The organism is Streptomyces clavifer (assembly GCF_036345975.1).
In the GTDB taxonomy this organism is placed as follows: Bacteria; Actinomycetota; Actinomycetes; order Streptomycetales; family Streptomycetaceae; genus Streptomyces; species Streptomyces clavifer.
In genome coordinates this window covers 550858-564567 of record NZ_CP107793.1, presented here as the reverse complement: position 1 = coordinate 564567, position 13710 = coordinate 550858, and the positions used below count along the sequence as shown (strand labels likewise).

The window sequence follows — 13710 nt, the reverse complement described above, 5'->3', positions numbered from 1 at the left end:
TCCCTTCCTGGCCGCGCAGCCCCCGACCCTGGCCCCGACGTGTGCCGGCACGGCAGTGCCGTGGCGGACCCGCCGCGCTGCCCGGGATCGAGCGCACCAGCCCCGGCGGAACAGCTGCGCCGGGCCCTGATCGAAGCCGACGGCCAGGCCTCGCCCGGACGATGGCGGTTCGGCCGGCCGGCGGCCCGGGGCGCCATCCGAGATGGATCGAGGGTGACCGATGGTTCTCCCGCGGACCAGGCCCCCGAACTCGACGAACCGGCGTGCCTCGTTGTCAGTACCATCCGCCATGATCGGACGCATGAACGAGAACGGCACGGCCGCATCCCGGACCTCCCGCACGTGGAACGGGTTCGCCGCATCAGCCGCCCTGCAGGGGCTCGTCGGGGCCTCGGGCTGCTGGAATGAGGACTCCTTCGCCGACATCAGGGCCATCGGTCGCTACATCGAGGGGAGTTGGGCGCCTGAGCCGGGCGAACGCGACGTCCGTCCCCCTGCGGCGGGCAGCTGGACCGAGGTCGTGGGGCGCCCGGGGGCGCTCGCGCTGCGCGCGGCCGCCGCCGCGACCAGGCCGGAACGCCGCGAGGTGCTGCTCGACTTCCTGGACATGTGGGCGCAGACTCCGTTCGCCGATCCGGCCTACCGCTTCCGTCTGGGCCGGCTCGCCGGAACGACCTCGTTCACCGTTCGCGATCATCAGGGCGCGTCCTTCGGTCTGCACCTGTCGGCCCGGCGCGAGACCCTCTACTTCGAGGCTGTGCTCCCCGGCGGCGAGGCCGCCCCGCGTCCGGAGGAACCGCTTTACGCTGTGGACTGCCACCGCGGCTGGGGCACACCGGATCAGCTGCGCCGTCTGGTCGAGCTCGTCCGGGAACGCGGCCCGGTCACCCACGACGCGGACGCGGCCCTCGCCCTGAGCGAGGCGACCGGGCTGAGCCGCCCCGCTGCGGCCCTCGTCCTGGCCGGCAATCCCGGTGCGGGCGGCTACTACACGCCTTACCTCGATGCCCACGAGCGCTCCGTGTTCGGCTTCAAGGCAGGCGAACTCGAGTCGGCACGCTCCGAGTTGTCGATGCTGCACGACGACGAGCGACTCGCTCTGCTCGCCGACGTGATGCCCACCGATCCCGAGGACCTGTGGAAGCCGGGCGGCCTCGTCCGGGTCGCGGAGCGCATCGCAGCTGCCTGGGCAGAGCAGCACGGCGCCCGCCCGCGCGCCCCGTGGAGCACCTGGCAGGCCGCTGTCGCCCTGGACACCCGGATGCCGGCGACCCACCTGTGCCATCTGTTCCTCGATCCGGCGAACGCCACCCTGCCGCCCGGCTTCTACCTACGGGTCTGGCCCTGCCCGCCCGAGCACCGCCACCTGCGCACCGCATGGGACGTCATGGGTGACTACGACGCCGAGACTGTCGCGGACGCATTCTTCACCGGGCTGCCCTGGGCATACGCCGACCTCCCCGCCGGGGACCCCGTACGCGACGGGGCGCCGGAGGCCGTCCACCACTTCCGCAAGGTACTGGCGGGTCGCGACTCCCCGGCCCGGGTCCTCCACTCGGGCGTGATCCGCGGCAACCGGGGGAGCCGGCGCTGGAACTGGCTGACCGACGGCACCTGCGACCGCGTCATAGCCCGTATCACCGCCGGTGACCTGCCTCCTGGACGCTACGAGTCCGACCCGCGCGCCTGTGCCCCGGACCTGGTGGCCGAGGTCGTGGCTACCCTCGGCGTATCCGAGGACGCTGCCACCCTCTACCTCCAGATCCTGCTGCTCCCCGTGCCATCGGACCGCAACGTACGGCGCTGGAACGCCTGGACACCGGCCCGCCACAAAGCGGCAGCCGGGGAGTTGTCGGCGCGCGGCCTGGCGGTGGAGGACAGGCGGGCTCGTGCGGGACGCACGCTGTTCCTGCCCGGCCCGTGGGCGCATGCCAAGAAGCCGCTGCCTCCGGTGGAGTCCTGGAAGGCTCCCCTGATCGGCGGGCAGTTGAGCGCAGACGGGAGCGAGGTGAGGGCCTTCGAGATGCTCCCGGGCACACTCCCGGAACTGTTCAGGGAGGCTTGGCGGCTGGTTCGCAAGGGAGAGGGGCCGACGGCCTGATGCGGCGGGAGAGCTGTCCCAGGCGCTCCGGTGCGTGAGCGAGGACCCTGGACTCCCCCGGGGGGCCTCGGCCCGGATGCTGTTTGCAACTGGGCTGCCGGCCCGCAAGGGGGTGTGCCCCAGCACTCTGGCCCGGCCCAGGTCTCGCTGGGTGTGCGCAGACGTGTGGGAGGCACGGGTGCGGGCACGGTGGGGGCATGACGACGACGCTCGGTTCCTTGGTTCTCGGTACTCCCGATCCGCCCGTGCTGGCAGACTTCTATCGCGCCTTGTTGGGCTGGCAGGAAGTCGAGCGGTCACCTGAGTGGGTCCGCCTGCGGGCTCCGGAGCAGGAGCGCCCGGGCCTCAGCTTCCAGATGGAGGCCGACCACACGCCCCCGGTGTGGCCTCAAGGCCCGGGTACCCAGCAGATGCAAGCGCACTTGGACCTGGAGGTCGACGACCTGGACGTGGAGACCGAGCGAGCGCGCGCCCTGGGCGCGACGCTGGAGGAGTACCAGCCGCAGGAGGGCGTGCGGGTCCTCCGTGACCCTCACGGTCACCCGTTCTGCCTCTTCCTGCCGGGCGCCTGAAAGACCCCGCTCGGCACCGACGCAACCATCCTGTTCCTCCCCTGGCAGCAACATCATCTGGTTGGTCGCCCAGCGTTTCGTGGCGGTCGGACAGTAGTCGGCCCGTACTGGAAGGGCAGTGTGCCCGATCCCGATCAGCTCGGGTTACCTTCCGGCCGCAGGCTGCCCGGAACGGTCACGCGGCTGCTCCGGGCAGCCAGGGAAACCGCCGGCTTCAGACTCCGTACGTGACCGTGCCGTACACGACGAGGGCAACGGCTCCCGCGACGAGACAACCGAGGCGGGCAGCGGCCGCAAGCAGACCTGCCCGGCATCGGCGCTCCGAGCCGGACCGGACCATGAGAGCCGTGACCACGAGGGAGGCGACGAGGAGGACCGTACCCCCGAAGAAGGGCGCGGCGTCGGACAGATGCCTCCCCAGGGGCATGTCGTAGTCCTCGTCGAACGCGGGTGTGAGCGCACCGATTCCGATCAGGACCGTGGCGGTTACCAGCGTGATGACGGCATCGATCGCCAAGGTCACTGTCCATCCGCTGCCGAGTGCACGGAGACGGTGGGGAGTCGATTGCATTGTTTTGACCACTTCTCGATAGGGCGGGCGTCGAAGCTTCAGGACCTTCGCATCACACACCCGCGCCGAGGTCTCCACTACTGTGGTCATCCGCCCCACGGCGTCGTAGCGGTACGTCCGGTCCTCGGTGATCCGGAGCGATCAGCCTCCGGGGAGCTGCTCATGGCTGAAGCTGCCGTCGGCCGTGTAGCCGGCACCGAAGACACCCGCCACCGAGTCGGTGATCCGGGTCGGCCGGAGCACGGGTTCGGCCGTGTGATCGTAGCGGTACGTTCGTGAAGTCGCTGCGTCATGACGTACCGCACTCTCAGTGTTCCGCGACCGCCGGCTCAAGCAGGGACAAGGTCCTCTTGTCCGCGTCCACCTCCGCGCGGACGCCGAGGGGCAGCGGCAGGTTCGGCGAGGTGTGGCCGAAGTCGACCTGGGCGAGGACGGGGATGTCACGCTGCGCGAGAACGTCAAGCACAACGTCGCGCAGGCCGACCTGATCGCCGCCGTCCTCGTAGGGCGTGACCTCACTCGGGATGCCGACCACCATGCCCGCGATCCGGTCCAGCACGCCGGACAGCCGCAAGGCATGGAGATCGCACCAGATCCGCGTGACGGGCCGCTGCAGCTCCTCCCAGAACAAGACGGCGCCGTCGAACTGTTCGGCGGCCAGTGCGAAGGGTGTCGCCTGCAACTGGACCAGGCGGTTCAGCAAGCCGCCGACCAGTGGTCCCTGTGCGTGGCCCGGCTGCCAGGTCTCCCAGGTTCCCCTCGCCGGCAGCACGCCCGGCGCCTCGGCCTTGGTGAGCACACGGGTGTAGAGGTCGACGAGTTCGGACCGACGGGCCTCGTCGCCCAGGGTGTACCAATCGCTGCCGAAACCGTGGGTGGCGATGTCGGCGTGGAAGCCGACGAGGCCGGTCCGGGCGTACAACGCCATGTGCAGCAGGGAGATGTCGCTGTAGCCGAGGATGGGCTTCGGGTCGGCCCGGACCGCATCGAGATCGATCAGGTCGAGATAGCCGATGGTCGCTTGACCGCCGGTGTGCGCGACGACGGCCCGTACCTCCGGATCCCGGAGCAGCGCATTGAGCTCGGCAGCCTGCTCCGCCGGAGCGCCCGCCGCCCACCAGCGGCTTCGCGCGGGGTCGACCATCGGGCTGACCCGCACCCGGAAACCCATCCGCTCCAATATAGCCACACCGCGAGCAAGCAGTGGCTCCTCACCGGGCTCGAGCCGACCCGAGGGAGCGGTGACGACCACGAGATCGCCGGAACGCAGCGCACGGGGACGACGGATCGTGGGCATGGGGCCTCCTTGTTGATCGACAACGCGTTGGTCGGCAACGGCGGACAACGACGCAGGCACCGTTGGTATTCCGCCTTTTCGGCGTGATCAGGCCGGATCCAGGGCCCCGGATCCCGGATCCCGGCTGGAGGTCAACGGTTTCCGACCCTCAGACGGATTGTCGGCCGCGATGCCACCGCCCCGCCCCTCACCAGGTTGACGGGCGTAGCAACACATCGTGGGTCCGCGAGCCTTGAAGGCTGCCCGGTCTGCTGATTGGTTGTCGGCATGACTGAGCTCGGACCCGTCGCTTGGCCGCCGGCCCCGATCAAGACCGAGCGGCTTGTGCTCCGTGAGCCCTGGGCCCGGGACCGTGCGGCGTTCATCGAACTGCACGCCTCGACCGAGGTGCACACCTACCTAGGCGGCCCCCGGCCGCGTGATGAGCTCGAGCGCGAGACACCCGAGGTGCCCGAGCGGTGGCCGGGGAGTTTCGTCGTGGAACTCGACGGGGCGATGATCGGCCAGATCCTGCTCAGGAGAGCGTCGGAGCACCATCGCCCGGCTGCTGCCGGGAAGGCCGATCTCGGCTACCTGTTCCTGCCACGCGCCTGGGGATTCGGGTACGCCGCCGAGTCGTGCGCGGCGGCACTCGACTGGTTCGGCGGCGTCCTTCCCGGCGAGCCGGTGGTGCTCGCCACCCAGACCGCCAACGTCGGCTCGATGCGCCTCGCTGCAAAGCTGGGATTCACCGAGGTGGAGCGGTTCCGGGCCTGGGACGCTGAACAGTGGCTCGGCCTGCGGTCCCCGGGCACGCCGTCCGCCTGAGCTCGTGCTCGACGGGGCGCAGCCCCGACGCGACAGGCGCGGCTGGGACGGAGCCCGGGGTCCCAGCCCGCGGGCGTGCGGACGGTGGCAGGGACCATCTCCTCGTCGGGCCCGGGTGACGGCGGGGGAGCGGAAGACGGGAGTTGCGAGCGTGGCCCCGCCCCCTCCGGCCGCCTGGACGCGCCCGGGTGGCCACCGGCCCCGTCGGAGCGAAGGCCCAAGTCGCGGAGCCTGCCGAGGTGAAGGGCCGACGATCCGGACCGTAAGGGCCCCGTCCCTCCAACTGACGAATTCCGTACCCCTGTTGTAGCCCTTGGGGATGACCCATGGACCCATACGGAGAGGGATTCGCTCATGCCCCGCCCCCTCATACCGTCGTGATCGACCAGGAACGATCGAAGACGGTACGACGGCGGGGCACATGGCACAGGTGACACAGCAGGAAAAGGTCCACGGGGTCGCACGGCAGGACAAGGCGTTCGCCCCCGAGTACCAGGGGGCCCTCGGCTCCCTGTCGGTCAACGCGTCGCTCACCGACGTGCTGGCCCGGGGGAGGGAGGAGCTGCGCGCGGCCGAACGGGCCGGCGACGGCCCGGAGACGGCCCGCTGCGGGCTCGCCGTCGCGGAGGCCTGCCGGAGGCTGGGGCGCAACGAGGAGGCCGAGGAGGCGTGGCGGGCGAGCTATCGTGCCGCCCGGTCCGCCCAGGACGTCGGGGCCATGGCCTGGGCCCTGTGGAGCGGCGGCACACTCGCACGCCAGCGAGGCGCGCTGCCGCTCGCCTACCGGCTCCTGCGGCTGGCGGCCGAGCTGGGGGAGCGCGGCGGCGACGTGGTCGTACGCGGCTACTCCCTCGCCGGCCTCGCGGAGACCGGACGGATCCAGGGGGACTACCAGGCCGTGGGCGAGCTGCACGAGAAGCTGCTCGCCGAGGCCCGCCGCCGCGGCGAGGCACGGCACACGGTGTGGGCGCTGGAGGGCATAGCGCAGATGCACCGGAACACGGGCTCGTACGACACGGCTCTCGCTCTCTTCGAGGAAGCGGCCGAAACCGCGGGCCGGGCCGACGACCAGCGGGGCCGGGCCTGGGCCCTGCGCGGAATCGCCGACGTGGTGTCCGTACGGGACGGGGGAGTGGACCGCGCGCTCGACCTGCTCACGGAGGCCGAACAGACCTGCCGCGAGATGCAGTTGTCGAGTGCGCTCGCCTACAACCACAAAATGCGCGGCAACGTGCTCTACCGGGCCGGCCGGTACGCCGAGGCCCGCGAGTACTACGAACGGGCCCTGGCCGCGTTCCTTGCGATGGACGAGTCGCGGGGAACGGCGCTCGCCCGGCTCGGTCTGACCAAGACGCTCGCCCGGCTGGGACAGGACCCGGCGGTGACGGTCGCCGAGCTCACCGGCCTGCGCCAGGCACTGGAACGGCTCGGTCTGCGGCACGCGGGGGACATGATCGACCGGGCGGCGGCGGAGCTGGGGGTGGGAACGGTACCGGACCGGTCGCCGTGTCCGGCCGGCGAGGGGACACCGCGATGAGCTTCGCGACCTCCCCCGCGCACACCTCCCCGGCCGAATCCGAATCCGAATCCGAATCCGACTCCGAATCCGACTCCGGCTCCGCGCCCACGCCGCTCACCCTCGCCCGCTGCCGCGCCCTGGTGCGCCCCACGCTCGTGGAGGCCGTCGGGCGGCTCCACCCGTGGCCCGGCGAGATGGCGGCCTTCTCGCTCGGCTGGTGCGGGCCGGGTGGCACACCCGACCCCGGCGCCTCCCAGGGCAAGGGGGTGCGCCAGGCCCTCGCCGTCCTGGGGGCCGAAGCGGTCGGGGCGTCCGGGGAGACGGCGGTCCCCGCAGCGGTCGCCGTCGAACTCGTCCACGTCTTCTCGCTGCTGCACGACGACATCATGGACGGGGACGAGACCCGGAGGCAGCGGGAGACGGTGTGGAAGGCATACGGCACCGGGCCCGCCGTCCTCGCGGGCGACGCGCTGCTGGCGATCGCCCTGCAGACCCTCTCCGAGACGCCGGGGGCACGCGTCGGGGCCGCCGTGCGACACCTGTCCGGGACGCTGACCCGCCTGGTCCGGGGCCAGGCCGAGGACCTGCTCTTCGCCGACCGGCCCTGGACGGGCCCCGGCGCGGTCCGGCCCGAAGCCTACCGGTCCATGGCCGAGGACAAGACGGGGTCGCTCCTGGGCTGCGCCGCCGGACTCGGCGCCCTGCTCGGCGGGGCCCCCGCAGGCACGGTCGCCGCACTGGACCGGGCAGGCCGCCACCTCGGCGTCGCCTTCCAGGCAGTCGACGACCTGCTCGGCATCTGGGGCGACCCGGCACGGACCGGGAAGCCCGTCCACGGGGACCTGCGGCAGCGCAGGAAGACCTACCCCGTCATCGCCGCCCTCACCTCGGACGGGCTCCCCTCCCGCGAGCTGGCCGCGCTGCTCGCTTCCCCGCTCCCGCTCGACGGACCCACCGCACTCCGCGCGGCCACGCTCGCCGAAGCGGCCGGCGGCCGGGCTGCCACCCTGGCCGAGGCCCGCCGCCACCTCGACTCCGCCCACGCGTGTCTCCGCGGCGTTCCGCTCGCACCGCGCACGGTCCGGGAGATCGAGGGGCTGCTCGACTTCCTCCTCCACCGCAACGTGTGAGGAGGGCCGGCGGCGGCCCCGGGGCCGCCGCCGGCCACCGGCCGTCAGCGGCGGCCCGGCGGGCGCCAGACCGTGAAGTCACTGATGCGGAAGTGACTGGTGACGGTGCGGAACGCGAAGTGGCCACTCGTGTAGGCCTCGGGATCCCGGTGGTCGAAGACCGTCCGGCCGTTGTTCCACCACTGCACCTTCGAGCCGTCCGACACGATCCGGACGTGGTTCGGTTCGCCGGCCGTGAGCAGCGGCTGCGTGTAGTCGTACAGCAGTGGGCGGTTGTCCGGGTCCCCGACGTAACGGCGGAGCCGGGTCGTCGTGTTGCCGTTCGCCCCGTAACCCACGTAGTACGTCTTGAGGTGGTTGTACTCCGAGAGCGCACCGCCCCTCGCGGTGGCGAACAGGTCGCGCGGGGAGCGTACGTCCGTCGCGTTCCAGAAGTTGTTCAGGTCCGACACGCGGTCGTTGGGCCCGCCCGCGGAGACCGGGGTCGCGGTGTACTCGATCTCGTAGGGCCCCTTCAGCTTCTGTTCGAACCAGACGGTCGCGCCGCTCGGGACGTCGATGTCCAGGACGCCGTCGGCGGCGGTCACCGAGCCGCCGTCCTGGAGTTCGGACCGCCACTGCCCGGTTCCGGAGCGGAAGGAGTCGGACGCGATCGGGGTCCACGCGCGATCGGGACCGGTGTCCGTACGGATCGCGGGCTTCGCCGGATTCCTGGAACCGAAGCCGAGGTGGTAGTCGGTGAACGTCGACTGGAGGTAGCCGCGCACCGTCCAGCCGAGCCGGTACGCAGGGTTGTGGGCGAGCGTGTAGAGCCGGGTGCCGGTGGGCTCGGTGGTGGTGTAGAGGCGCAGGGCACTGTGGTCCGCGGTCTCGGCGAGGATCTCCTCTCGCCAGTCGCCCAGGATGTCGCCGTAGAACGGCGTCGCGTTACGGGCCCCTGGGACGACGCCCGACGGGTCGAAGATCCGCTCGGAGGTCTCGGACTCCGGGTCCCACTTCTCGACGTAGGTCCTGTCCAGGAGCTCGGCGCCCTTGTCCCCGTCCCACCAGATGCGGAAGTTGACGCTCGGGGTCGTCGTCGAGACCTTGCCGTCCCTGACACTGCGGACCCCCGCGCCGGGGGCCGTGACGTCCGCGGTCGAGGTCCAGTACTCCAGGCCCCGGTGGCGGGGGTCGATGTCGGCGGCCGTACCGCGGCCCACGTCGAGGTCCGCCTCGCCCGCCGGGTTCTGCGGGTGGGCGCCGGTGGTCAGCCGCTCGCCGGTGCCCGCGTCGTAGTAGTACCAGGGGAAGGCGGAGACCACACCGAGCTCGGACTGCTGGATCGCGAACCCCTCGAGTCCCGGGCGGTCCGGATCGAGATCCGCGATGTGGAAACGGTCGCCGTGCCCGGCCCCGTCGACGACGTAGCGCAGGGTGCCGTCACTGTTGACGACGTAGTTGCCGTCCGCGATCTCGTCCCTGCCGTCCCGGTCCACGTCCACGACACGGATCTGGTGGAAGCTCGTCGCGCCGCTCTGCGGGTCGGCGACGTACTTCCAGCGCTCGGTCAGTTCGCGGCCGTCGAAGTCCCAGGTCTGGAACAGGGTGCGGAAGGATCCGCGCTTGGCGCCGACCCTGGTGACGAGCTTGGTGACCAGGCTGGGGTGTACGCCGTCGAGGTACGCGATGCCGAAGTGGCCGCCGGAGGGGCCGTCCGCGGTGAAGTCGTCGGGCACGGCCCGCCGGGTGCGCTCGGTCCCGGTCTCGCCGTCGACGACGGAGACGAACTGCCGCGCGGGCGAGTCGGCCTCGACCTTCTCACCGTCGGCGAACGTGGTGCCGGCCGCGGTGTGGACCAGGACCTCGGCCCTCCCGTCGCTGTCGAGGTCGTGGACGGTCACGTTGTCGTCGTTGCGGTAGCCGCCGATGGGGGTCGACCCGCTGATGGCGGCCGGTGCGGGGTCGTTGGCCCCGTTGCCGCCCACCTGCGTGTACGAGCCGGGCCCCTGGTCGACACGCCACAGCCGCTTCCCGGTGAGGCTGTAGGCCTCCAGCAGGTCCGGCCTGTCCCGGGTGGTGGCGAGACGGCTGACGACCAGTTCGTACCGGCCGTCGCCGTCGAGGTCGCCCGGCCAGGCGTGCTGCACGGTGTAGTCGCCGTCGACCGGGGCCAGCGGAATCTCGGCGTGGCCCCCGGCGAAGGAGAGCGCGGGCGCTCCGGCCCGCTTCTCCCGGCCCTCCACGACGGCGCGCACGGTGTACGTCCCGCCACCGCGGCTGTCGTCCTGGTAGGTGGTCGACGCGGTGACCGGCTTGCGGTTGAGCCGCTTGCCGCCCTTGTAGACGTTGAACGCGATGTCCGAACCGTATTCGGTGCCCAGCAACCGCCAACTGAGGAAGGTTCCGCGACCGGACGGGACGGCGACGAGCCCCCGGTCGAGGTTCTCCATGATGCGGCGGGGCCGGTCGGGACCGCTGTGGCCGGACGCGACCGCCGCCGGCGCGGACAGGAGCCCGGCCAGGACCGCGGTGGCACTCACCGCGGCGATTCTTCGGTAACGGGAACGGATGGAGTGCATGACGATCGGTGCTCCTTGGTACGGGGTGCGCGAGGGCAGGCGCCGAGAGATCGGCAAGCGCTTACTCGACTCGGCGGGATCCACCCTGCGGGCCCGCACGGCGCGGTGTCGACGTCTGCGGGGACGGTGCCACATGATCGAAACGCGGTGCTCACAAACAGGGCGGGACGTCGTCAGCGCGTCATTCCGGCGGCCGGCGGCGGGCGGCCCGTGACGGCGCTGCCGCGGAGGGGAGAATGCGCGGATGGAGATCACCGCACACGCCCTCAACCGCTCCACGCTCGCCCGGCAGTTGCTGCTGCGCCGCGAGGCGCTCGACGTCGAGGACGCGGTCCGACGCGTGGTCGCCCTGCAGGCACAGCAGCCCGCCTCGCCCTACATCGCCCTGTGGAACAGACTGAGCGGCTTCGATCCGGCCCGCCTCGACGCGGCGGTGACCGCGCAGCGGGCGGTCAAGGCCACACTGATGCGGCTCACCCTGCACGCGGTCCACGCCGAGGACTACCCTGCCTTCCGTGAGGCGATGGAGCCGGTACTGCGCGCATCCAGGCTCGGTGACGCGCGCTTCAGGTCGTCCGGGATCACCCCGGACGACGCCGCGGCGCTGGTCGAGGACCTGCTGTCGTACACCGCACGGCCGCGCACGGCCGCCGAGATCGGCGGACGGATCGAGGAGCGGCTCGGTGCACCGGTGGACTCGGCGGCTCAGCGGATGCTGCGTCAGTACGTACCGCTGTGGCACGCGGAAACGGGAGGGCCGTGGTCGTTCGGCAACCGGCCGTCGTACATCGCCGCGGGCCTGCGGCCGCGGCCGGCGGACCCCGACACCGCGGCTGCCGGCCTGCGCATCCTGGTCCGCCGCTACCTGGAGGGTTTCGGGCCGGCATCGGTGGCGGACATGGCCCAGTTCGCCCTCGTCCAGCGCACCCGGGCCCGCGCGGCCGTGCACGCGCTCGCCGGTGAACTCGACCAGCTGGAAGGCCCCGACGGCACGGTCCTGTACGACATCCCCGGCGCGCCCCGCCCGCCCGGGGACACTCCCGCCCCGCCCCGGCTGATGGCGATGTGGGACAGCGTCCTGCTCGCCTACTCCGACCGCAGCCGCGTCATCCCGCCCGCCTACCGCAAGCTCGTGATACGCGTCAACGGCGACGTGCTGCCCACCCTGCTGGTCGACGGTCACGTCGCCGGTGTCTGGCGCCCCGCGGACGGCGGGATCGAGGCCACCGCCTTCCACCCGCTCGCCGGCCACGTGTGGGAAGGACTGGCGGCGGAGGCCGCCGCCCTCGTCACGTTCCTCGCACCCCGCGACCCCGCCGTCTACGGGCGCTACGACCACTGGTGGGCCAAGGGGCTGCCGGCCGCGGAGACCCGGATCCTGCCCGGCAGCTGAAGGGCCCTCCGGACAGCCCCGCCCGGGGCTCCCGGAGTCCGGGGTGGGGCTCAGCCGCGGGAGGCGCCGTCCCGGGCCGGGTGGCCGAGGTGCGCGTGCACGCGCCGCAGCATGGAGGAGAACTGCGCGCGTTCCGTCGCGTCCAGGGGAGCCAGCAGGTCCTCGTCGATCGGGTGGACGTCGTCGTTGAGGCGCGTCAGCAGAGAACGGCCCGACGCTGTCAGCGCCACCTCGATGCGGCGGCGGTCCGCGGGGTCACGGGTGCACACGACGTGCCCGGCCCTGTCCAGGTCCTGGACCGTCCTGGCCAGGTCGCTCTGGTTCATGTCCAGCCGGGACGCGAGGTCCCCCTTGGACTGGGGTCCGACATCGGCCAGCATCGTCAGTGCGGTCAGGTGCCACAGGCGCAGCCCGTGGGGAGCCAGTGTCTCCGTGAGTCTTCGTCGCGCAGCCTTGCCCGTCGCGTACACGAGGTACGCGTTGAGGTCCAGCACACCCCGTGGTGCCGTGCCCGTGGGCGGCGGAGCGGAGTGCGCGGCCCGGGCTGCGCCCGGAACGGCAGGGTGGGGGCCCCTGGCTAAGGTCTCGACACCCAGGTCGCCGTCGGCGATTGCCCGGAATATCCGGGACCAGTCCGTCGGTCCGCTGGAGATCCCGACGACGGCGTATCCGGCGCCCGACGGGCTGGCGGTCGTCCCCGGGGATGCCGACGGTTCCATGGTTCTTCCTAACGGTGGCGACGGCCGGGGACCGTCCGGGAGGTTCGACGGTCAGGGGCGGTTGGTGAGGTATCCGCCCATGGTGGTGAAGTAGTCGGTTGCGGGGAGTTCGTGGCCGTCGTGGGTGCGTATGCGGGTGAGGGCGAGGCCGTGGTTGTTGCCGGTGCGGGCGTCGGTTCCGGTGACGATGACGATGCCGTCGTTCTCGCGGTAGAAGATGCGGCCGGGGGTTCCGCCGTAGCGTGCTCGGGAGACGGTGGCGGTGAGGATGTCGAGGCGTTTGCCTTTGTGGAAGGTGTAGGCGCTGGGGTAGGGGTGGGACTGGGCGCGGATGAGGCGTTCGAGGTCGTGGGCGGGCCAGTTCCAGTTGATGCGGGTGTCTTCTGCGGAGCGTTTGTGGAAGAAGGTGGCCTGGGTGCGGTCTTGGGGGGTGAAGTGGGTGTGTCCGGCGGCGATGAGGGTGAGTGCGTCGGTGGTGACGGGGGCGATGAGGTCGACTGTTTTGTGGAAGAGGTCGGTGGCGGTGTCGGTGGGTCCGACGGGGACTGCTTCCTGGCGGACGATGTCTCCGGCGTCGAGTTCGTCGTCCATCATGTGGGCGGTGACGCCGACTTCGGTTTCTCCGTTGATGAGGGCCCAGATGAGGGGGGAGAAGCCGGCGTATTTCGGTAGGAGTGAGTCGTGGATGTTGAGGGTGCCGTGGTGGGGGAGGTTGAAGATGTGCGGGGGGATCCAGGTGCGCCAGTTGTTGGCGACGATGATGTCGGGTCGGGCTGCGGTGAGGTGTTCGAGGAGTTCGTCGTCGTCGGGGCGGTTGCGGATGAGGACGGGGATGTCGTGTTCTTCCGCGAGGTCGGCGACGGAGTCGCTCCAGATTTTTTCGTAGGCGTGTTCGCTCTTGGGGTGGGTGACGACGAGGACCACGTCGTGTTCGGAGTCCAGGAGGGCTTGCAGGGTGCGGTGTCCCCAGGTCTGGTAGCCGAACATGACGACCCGCATGGGTTCTCCTCTGTGTGGTGATTGACCGGGGTAAGTAAAGC

General features: G+C 71.4%; 10 protein-coding genes and 2 pseudogenes. 6 read left to right on the top strand and 6 right to left on the bottom strand.

Going from position 1 to position 13710, the window contains the following annotated elements:
- Positions 1–289: 289 nt before the first annotated feature.
- Together OG927_RS02355 and OG927_RS02350 are read left to right on the top strand one after the other, a co-directional pair.
- A complete protein-coding gene (locus tag OG927_RS02355; protein WP_330319603.1) occupies positions 290–2101 on the top strand; it encodes a hypothetical protein in 1812 nt (603 codons plus the stop codon).
- Between the two features lie 197 nt (positions 2102–2298).
- Positions 2299–2673 carry a VOC family protein gene (locus OG927_RS02350; protein WP_319100228.1) on the top strand — a complete coding sequence of 125 codons (375 nt, stop codon included), beginning with the start codon at positions 2299–2301 and terminating at the stop codon, positions 2671–2673.
- A gap of 214 nt (positions 2674–2887) precedes the next feature.
- Here the strand turns inward: OG927_RS02350 and OG927_RS02345 are convergent, their stop codons facing one another.
- Together OG927_RS02345 and OG927_RS02340 are read right to left on the bottom strand one after the other, a co-directional pair.
- Positions 2888–3190, bottom strand: a complete 303-nt coding sequence (locus OG927_RS02345) for a hypothetical protein (RefSeq protein WP_330319602.1) — start codon at positions 3188–3190, stop codon at positions 2888–2890.
- A 361-nt stretch (positions 3191–3551) separates the two neighbouring features.
- Complete coding sequence (locus OG927_RS02340; RefSeq protein ID WP_330319601.1) at positions 3552–4541, bottom strand: S66 peptidase family protein; 990 nt, start codon at positions 4539–4541, stop codon at positions 3552–3554.
- A 267-nt stretch (positions 4542–4808) separates the two neighbouring features.
- On the opposite strand from OG927_RS02340, the gene OG927_RS02335 reads away from it, so the two are divergent.
- From OG927_RS02335 to OG927_RS02325, 3 genes are all read left to right on the top strand, one after another.
- Complete coding sequence (locus OG927_RS02335; protein ID WP_056792651.1) at positions 4809–5348, top strand: GNAT family N-acetyltransferase; 540 nt, start codon at positions 4809–4811, stop codon at positions 5346–5348.
- A gap of 421 nt (positions 5349–5769) precedes the next feature.
- Positions 5770–6885, top strand: a complete 1116-nt coding sequence (locus tag OG927_RS02330; protein ID WP_056792650.1) for a tetratricopeptide repeat protein — start codon at positions 5770–5772, stop codon at positions 6883–6885.
- Complete coding sequence (locus OG927_RS02325; RefSeq protein WP_330319600.1) at positions 6882–7997, top strand: polyprenyl synthetase family protein; 1116 nt, start codon at positions 6882–6884, stop codon at positions 7995–7997. The genes OG927_RS02330 and OG927_RS02325 overlap by 4 nt, the downstream gene beginning before the upstream one ends.
- Before the next feature lie 44 nt (positions 7998–8041).
- Here OG927_RS02325 and OG927_RS02320 read toward each other — a convergent pair.
- Together OG927_RS02320 and OG927_RS02315 are read right to left on the bottom strand one after the other, a co-directional pair.
- Positions 8042–8650 (bottom strand): annotated as a pseudogene (locus OG927_RS02320) (DUF6250 domain-containing protein); the annotation flags it as partial.
- Positions 8651–8704: 54 nt separating this feature from the next.
- Positions 8705–10429, bottom strand: a pseudogene (locus OG927_RS02315) (rhamnogalacturonan lyase family protein); the annotation flags it as partial.
- A 373-nt stretch (positions 10430–10802) separates the two neighbouring features.
- Between OG927_RS02315 and OG927_RS02310 the strand changes: the two are divergent.
- A complete protein-coding gene (locus OG927_RS02310) occupies positions 10803–11951 on the top strand; it encodes a winged helix DNA-binding domain-containing protein (RefSeq protein ID WP_056792649.1) in 1149 nt (382 codons plus the stop codon).
- 50 nt (positions 11952–12001) lie between these two features.
- Here OG927_RS02310 and OG927_RS02305 read toward each other — a convergent pair whose 3' ends face one another.
- The gene (locus OG927_RS02305; protein WP_330319599.1) at positions 12002–12670 is read right to left on the bottom strand and encodes a MarR family winged helix-turn-helix transcriptional regulator; all 669 of its coding nucleotides are present in this window, start codon (positions 12668–12670) and stop codon (positions 12002–12004) included.
- Between the two features lie 51 nt (positions 12671–12721).
- On the bottom strand, positions 12722–13669 hold the full coding sequence (locus OG927_RS02300; protein ID WP_330319598.1) for a methionyl-tRNA formyltransferase: 948 nt from the start codon (positions 13667–13669) through the stop codon (positions 12722–12724).
- Between the last annotated feature and the right edge of the window lie 41 nt (positions 13670–13710).

Excerpts from the sequence above, each read along its gene's own strand:
- OG927_RS02355 (WP_330319603.1), top strand. The coding sequence starts at position 290 with ATGATCGGACGCATGAACGAGAACGGCACGGCCGCATCCCGGACCTCC.
- OG927_RS02350 (WP_319100228.1), top strand. The coding sequence starts at position 2,299 with ATGACGACGACGCTCGGTTCCTTGGTTCTCGGTACTCCCGATCCGCCC.
- OG927_RS02340 (WP_330319601.1), bottom strand. The coding sequence starts at position 4,541 with ATGCCCACGATCCGTCGTCCCCGTGCGCTGCGTTCCGGCGATCTCGTG.
- OG927_RS02335 (WP_056792651.1), top strand. The coding sequence starts at position 4,809 with ATGACTGAGCTCGGACCCGTCGCTTGGCCGCCGGCCCCGATCAAGACC.
- OG927_RS02330 (WP_056792650.1), top strand. The coding sequence starts at position 5,770 with ATGGCACAGGTGACACAGCAGGAAAAGGTCCACGGGGTCGCACGGCAG.
- OG927_RS02325 (WP_330319600.1), top strand. The coding sequence starts at position 6,882 with ATGAGCTTCGCGACCTCCCCCGCGCACACCTCCCCGGCCGAATCCGAA.
- OG927_RS02310 (WP_056792649.1), top strand. The coding sequence starts at position 10,803 with ATGGAGATCACCGCACACGCCCTCAACCGCTCCACGCTCGCCCGGCAG.
- OG927_RS02305 (WP_330319599.1), bottom strand. The coding sequence starts at position 12,670 with ATGGAACCGTCGGCATCCCCGGGGACGACCGCCAGCCCGTCGGGCGCC.
- OG927_RS02300 (WP_330319598.1), bottom strand. The coding sequence starts at position 13,669 with ATGCGGGTCGTCATGTTCGGCTACCAGACCTGGGGACACCGCACCCTG.